Here is a 5371-nt window from a genome sequence, read left to right on the forward strand (position 1 = left end):
TGCCTGACAATGACCTACTCTCGCATGGAGAAACTCCACACTACCATCGGCGCTAAGCGGTTTCACTTCCGAGTTCGGCATGGGATCGGGTGGTTCACGCTCGCTATGGTCGTCAGGCGAAACGGGATGATGAGTCGCCTAAGCGGCTCATCGCAATAAGAATCATGCTGACGTGATCGTCTCGTTACATCAAGCGTATCCGTCAATTGTGCGCGTCATGCGCAGACCCCTTGGGGTTATATGGTCAAGCCTCACGGGCCATTAGTACACGTTAGCTCAACGCCTTGCAGCGCTTCCACACCGTGCCTATCAACCAGCTCGTCTCGCTGGGCCCTTCAGGAGGCTTACGCCTCAGGGAAGTCTCATCTTGAAGGGGGCTTCCCGCTTAGATGCTTTCAGCGGTTATCCCGTCCGCACTTAGCTACCCGGCAATGCCACTGGCGTGACAACCGGAACACCAGAGGTGCGTCCACTCCGGTCCTCTCGTACTAGGAGCAGCACTTCTCAAACTTCCAACGCCCACGGCAGATAGGGACCGAACTGTCTCACGACGTTCTAAACCCAGCTCGCGTACCACTTTAAATGGCGAACAGCCATACCCTTGGGACCGACTTCAGCCCCAGGATGTGATGAGCCGACATCGAGGTGCCAAACACCGCCGTCGATGTGAACTCTTGGGCGGTATCAGCCTGTTATCCCCGGAGTACCTTTTATCCGTTGAGCGATGGCCCTTCCATACAGAACCACCGGATCACTAGAACCTACTTTCGTACCTGCTCGACGTGTCTGTCTCGCAGTTAAGCACCCTTATGCTCTTGCACTCAATGCACGATTTCCAACCGTGCTGAGGGTACCTTCGTGCTCCTCCGTTACTCTTTGGGAGGAGACCGCCCCAGTCAAACTACCCACCACACACTGTCCTCGATCCGGATAACGGACCGGAGTTAGAACGCCAATGATGCCAGGCTGGTATTTCAAGGTTGGCTCCACGGTAGCTAGCGCCACCGTTTCCAAGCCTCCCAGCTATCCTACACAAGCAACATCAGCGTCCAGTGTGAAGCTATAGTAAAGGTTCACGGGGTCTTTCCGTCTAGCCGCGGGTACACAGCATCTTCACTGCGATTTCAATTTCACTGAGTCTCGGGTGGAGACAGCGTGGCCATCATTACGCCATTCGTGCAGGTCGGAACTTACCCGACAAGGAATTTCGCTACCTTAGGACCGTTATAGTTACGGCCGCCGTTTACCGGGGCTTCGATCAGGAGCTTCGCTTACGCTAACACCATCAATTAACCTTCCGGCACCGGGCAGGCGTCACACCCTATACGTCCGCTTACGCGTTGGCAGAGTGCTGTGTTTTTAATAAACAGTTGCAGCCACCTGGTATCTTCGACCGCTTCGCGCTTAGGGAGCAAGTCCCATCACGCTAATGCGGCGTGCCTTCTCCCGAAGTTACGGCACCATTTTGCCTAGTTCCTTCACCCGAGTTCTCTCAAGCGCCTGGGTATTCTCTACCTGACCACCTGTGTCGGTTTGGGGTACGGTTCCACAGTATCTGAAGCTTAGAGGCTTTTCCTGGAAGCGTGGCATCGATGACTTCCAGACCGTAGTCTGTTCGTCTCGTCTCTCGGCCTTGGGGTACCGGATTTACCTGATTCCCCAGCCTACAGACTTTCACCAGGACAACCAACGCCTGGCTCACCTAGCCTTCTTCGTCCCCCCATCGCAATACTGTGAAGTACGGGAATATTGACCCGTTTCCCATCGACTACGCCTTTCGGCCTCGCCTTAGGGGCCGACTCACTCTGCTCCGATTAGCGTCGAACAGAAACCCTTGGTCTTCCGGCGGGGGAGTTTTTCACTCCCCTTGTCGTTACTCATGTCAGCATTCGCACTCGTGATACCTCCAGCATGCTTCTCAACACACCTTCATCGGCTTACACGACGCTCCTCTACCGCTCATCATTCGATGAACCCGTAGCTTCGGTACCTGATTTAGCCCCGTTACATCTTCCGCGCAGGCCGACTCGACTAGTGAGCTATTACGCTTTCTTTAAAGGATGGCTGCTTCTAAGCCAACCTCCTAGCTGTCTGAGCCTTCCCACATCGTTTCCCACTTAATCAGGATTTTGGGACCTTAGCTGACGGTCTGGGTTGTTTCCCTTTTCACAACGGACGTTAGCACCCGCTGTGTGTCTCCCACGCTGCACTCACCGGTATTCGGAGTTTGCCTCGGGTTGGTAAGTCGGGATGACCCCCTAGCCGAAACAGTGCTCTACCCCCGGCGGTGATACGTGAGGCGCTACCTAAATAGCTTTCGAGGAGAACCAGCTATCTCCGGGCTTGATTAGCCTTTCACTCCGATCCACAAGTCATCCAAATCTTTTTCAACAGATCCTGGTTCGGTCCTCCAATTGATGTTACTCAATCTTCAACCTGCTCATGGATAGATCGCCCGGTTTCGGGTCTATTTCCAGCGACTGGTCGCCCAGTTAAGACTCGATTTCTCTACGCCTCCCCTATACGGTTAAGCTCGCCACTGAAAATAAGTCGCTGACCCATTATACAAAAGGTACGCGGTCACAGAACGTGTCTGCTCCCACTGCTTGTACGCATACGGTTTCAGGATCTATTTCACTCCCCTCTCCGGGGTTCTTTTCGCCTTTCCCTCACGGTACTGGTTCACTATCGGTCAGTCAGGAGTATTTAGCCTTGGAGGATGGTCCCCCCGTCTTCAGTCAAGGTTTCACGTGCCTCGACCTACTCGATTTCACACCAATCAGATTTCGACTACGGGGCTATCACCCTGTATCGCGTGGTTTCCCAACCACTTCGTCTATCGGTCATGGTGCTTAAGGGCTACTCCCCGTTCGCTCGCCGCTACTTGGGGAATCTCGGTTGATTTCTTTTCCTCAGGGTACTTAGATGTTTCAGTTCCCCTGGTTCGCCTCCCAACACCTATGTATTCAGTGTGGGATACCCACGTTACCGTGGGTGGGTTTCCCCATTCAGAAATGTCCGGGTCGCAGGTTGTTTGCCACCTCGCCGAACCTTATCGCAGGCTTCCACGTCTTTCATCGCCTCTGACTGCCTAGGCATCCACCGTATGCGCTTCATCGCTTGACCATATAACCCGAAAGGGTCTGATCCGCGATGACGCACGACAATTGCCGGATACGCTTGAGACGTATCACTGCCCTTTCCTGGGTAGGAAAGGGACTTTTTGTCAGCATGATTCATATTGTTAAAGAGCATTTAAAGCAAGAAGCTTTAAGCTGGAAGCTTGAAGAGGAAAATCCTCTTATCAAGCGCCTAGCTTAAAACGTCATCGACGGTGGCAAGGCAGGCGTTGCGACCGACTGTGCGACAGTCGCCGGCTTACTCACCACTGGGTCCGTGACCCAAACAGTCTTATGCTCTGACCGATCAGATAATTCATTGTGGACACTTGCCGAGAAGAGGCGAGTCGTCGATTAAGGAGGTGATCCAGCCGCAGGTTCCCCTACGGCTACCTTGTTACGACTTCACCCCAGTCATGAACCACACCGTGGTGATCGCTCCCCCGAAGGTTAAGCTAACCACTTCTGGTGCAGTCCACTCCCATGGTGTGACGGGCGGTGTGTACAAGGCCCGGGAACGTATTCACCGTGACATTCTGATTCACGATTACTAGCGATTCCGACTTCACGGAGTCGAGTTGCAGACTCCGATCCGGACTGAGGCAGGCTTTATGGGATTAGCTCCACGTCGCCGTCTTGCAACCCTTTGTACCTGCCATTGTAGCACGTGTGTAGCCCTACTCGTAAGGGCCATGATGACTTGACGTCATCCCCACCTTCCTCCGGTTTGTCACCGGCAGTCTCCTTAGAGTTCCCGACCGAATCGCTGGCAAATAAGGATAGGGGTTGCGCTCGTTACGGGACTTAACCCAACATTTCACAACACGAGCTGACGACAGCCATGCAGCACCTGTCTGTGCGCTCCCGAAGGCACCAAGGCATCTCTGCCAAGTTCGCACGATGTCAAGAGTAGGTAAGGTTCTTCGCGTTGCATCGAATTAAACCACATGCTCCACCGCTTGTGCGGGCCCCCGTCAATTCATTTGAGTTTTAACCTTGCGGCCGTACTCCCCAGGCGGTCGACTTATTGCGTTAACTGCGCCACTAAGAACTCGAGGCTCCCAACGGCTAGTCGACATCGTTTACGGCGTGGACTACCAGGGTATCTAATCCTGTTTGCTACCCACGCTTTCGCACCTCAGTGTCAGTGTCAGTCCAGAAGGCCGCCTTCGCCACTGGTATTCCTCCCGATCTCTACGCATTTCACCGCTACACCGGGAATTCTACCTTCCTCTCCTGCACTCTAGCCTAACAGTTCCGGATGCAGTTCCCAGGTTGAGCCCGGGGCTTTCACAACCGGCTTATCAAGCCACCTACGCGCGCTTTACGCCCAGTAATTCCGATTAACGCTTGCACCCTCCGTATTACCGCGGCTGCTGGCACGGAGTTAGCCGGTGCTTCTTCTGCGAGTGATGTCCTTCCTGACAGGTATTAACCGTCAGGCCTTCTTCCTCGCTGAAAGTGCTTTACAACCCGAAAGCCTTCTTCACACACGCGGCATGGCTGGATCAGGCTTTCGCCCATTGTCCAATATTCCCCACTGCTGCCTCCCGTAGGAGTCTGGGCCGTGTCTCAGTCCCAGTGTGGCTGATCATCCTCTCAGACCAGCTACGGATCGTCGCCTTGGTGAGCCATTACCTCACCAACAAGCTAATCCGACATAGGCTCATCCGATAGCGCAAGGTCCGAAGATCCCCTGCTTTCCCCCGTAGGGCGTATGCGGTATTAGCGTGAGTTTCCCCACGTTATCCCCCACTACCGGGCAGATTCCTATGCATTACTCACCCGTCCGCCGCTCGACGCCTCCTAGCAAGCTAGGATCGTTTCCGCTCGACTTGCATGTGTTAGGCCTGCCGCCAGCGTTCAATCTGAGCCATGATCAAACTCTTCAGTTTAAAATCATACGGTCTTACCTTTCCGAAGAAAGAAGCAGACCAAACTTGGCTCAAGGTTCAAACGTCTCAAAAAACAAAGCCGATATGGCTTGCTTTGACGAGTCGCTTGCCTTGAAGTATCGGTGACTGATCACCCCTTCATCGACAAGCGCCCACATGAATTATCTGATCGATTGTTAAAGAGCAGCTCCGGCTCTTGAAGAGTGGAGCATCTCGCATCTGCCTGGCCGTTCGGCCGGCGCCCTGCGAGGAAGGCGTATTCTACTGAATCGGCCGTGAATGTCAACCCTTGCTGTTGTTGCTCACCGTAGATGACCGGGTGAACCAGCGGCGAGTTGAGCGCCGATCGAGTGGAGG

General features: G+C 54.0%; 1 protein-coding gene and 3 rRNA genes. All 4 read right to left on the minus strand.

Annotated features, from left to right (window positions below; genetic code table 11):
• Position 1: 1 nt before the first annotated feature.
• Positions 2-117 (minus strand): 5S ribosomal RNA (rrf, locus tag HUS66_RS17215).
• 123 nt (positions 118-240) lie between these two features.
• Positions 241-3126: ribosomal RNA gene (locus HUS66_RS17220) — 23S ribosomal RNA — on the minus strand.
• A 348-nt stretch (positions 3127-3474) separates the two neighbouring features.
• A 16S ribosomal RNA gene (locus HUS66_RS17225) occupies positions 3475-5014 on the minus strand.
• The 16S, 23S and 5S rRNA genes sit together here, the layout of an rRNA operon.
• Before the next feature lie 130 nt (positions 5015-5144).
• A partial coding sequence (locus tag HUS66_RS17675) for a hypothetical protein (protein WP_217488171.1) occupies positions 5145-5371 on the minus strand: 227 nt, incomplete at its 5' end.

Origin of the sequence: Onishia taeanensis (assembly GCF_013349955.1) — a bacterium.
In the GTDB taxonomy this organism is placed as follows: Bacteria; Pseudomonadota; Gammaproteobacteria; order Pseudomonadales; family Halomonadaceae; genus Onishia; species Onishia taeanensis_B.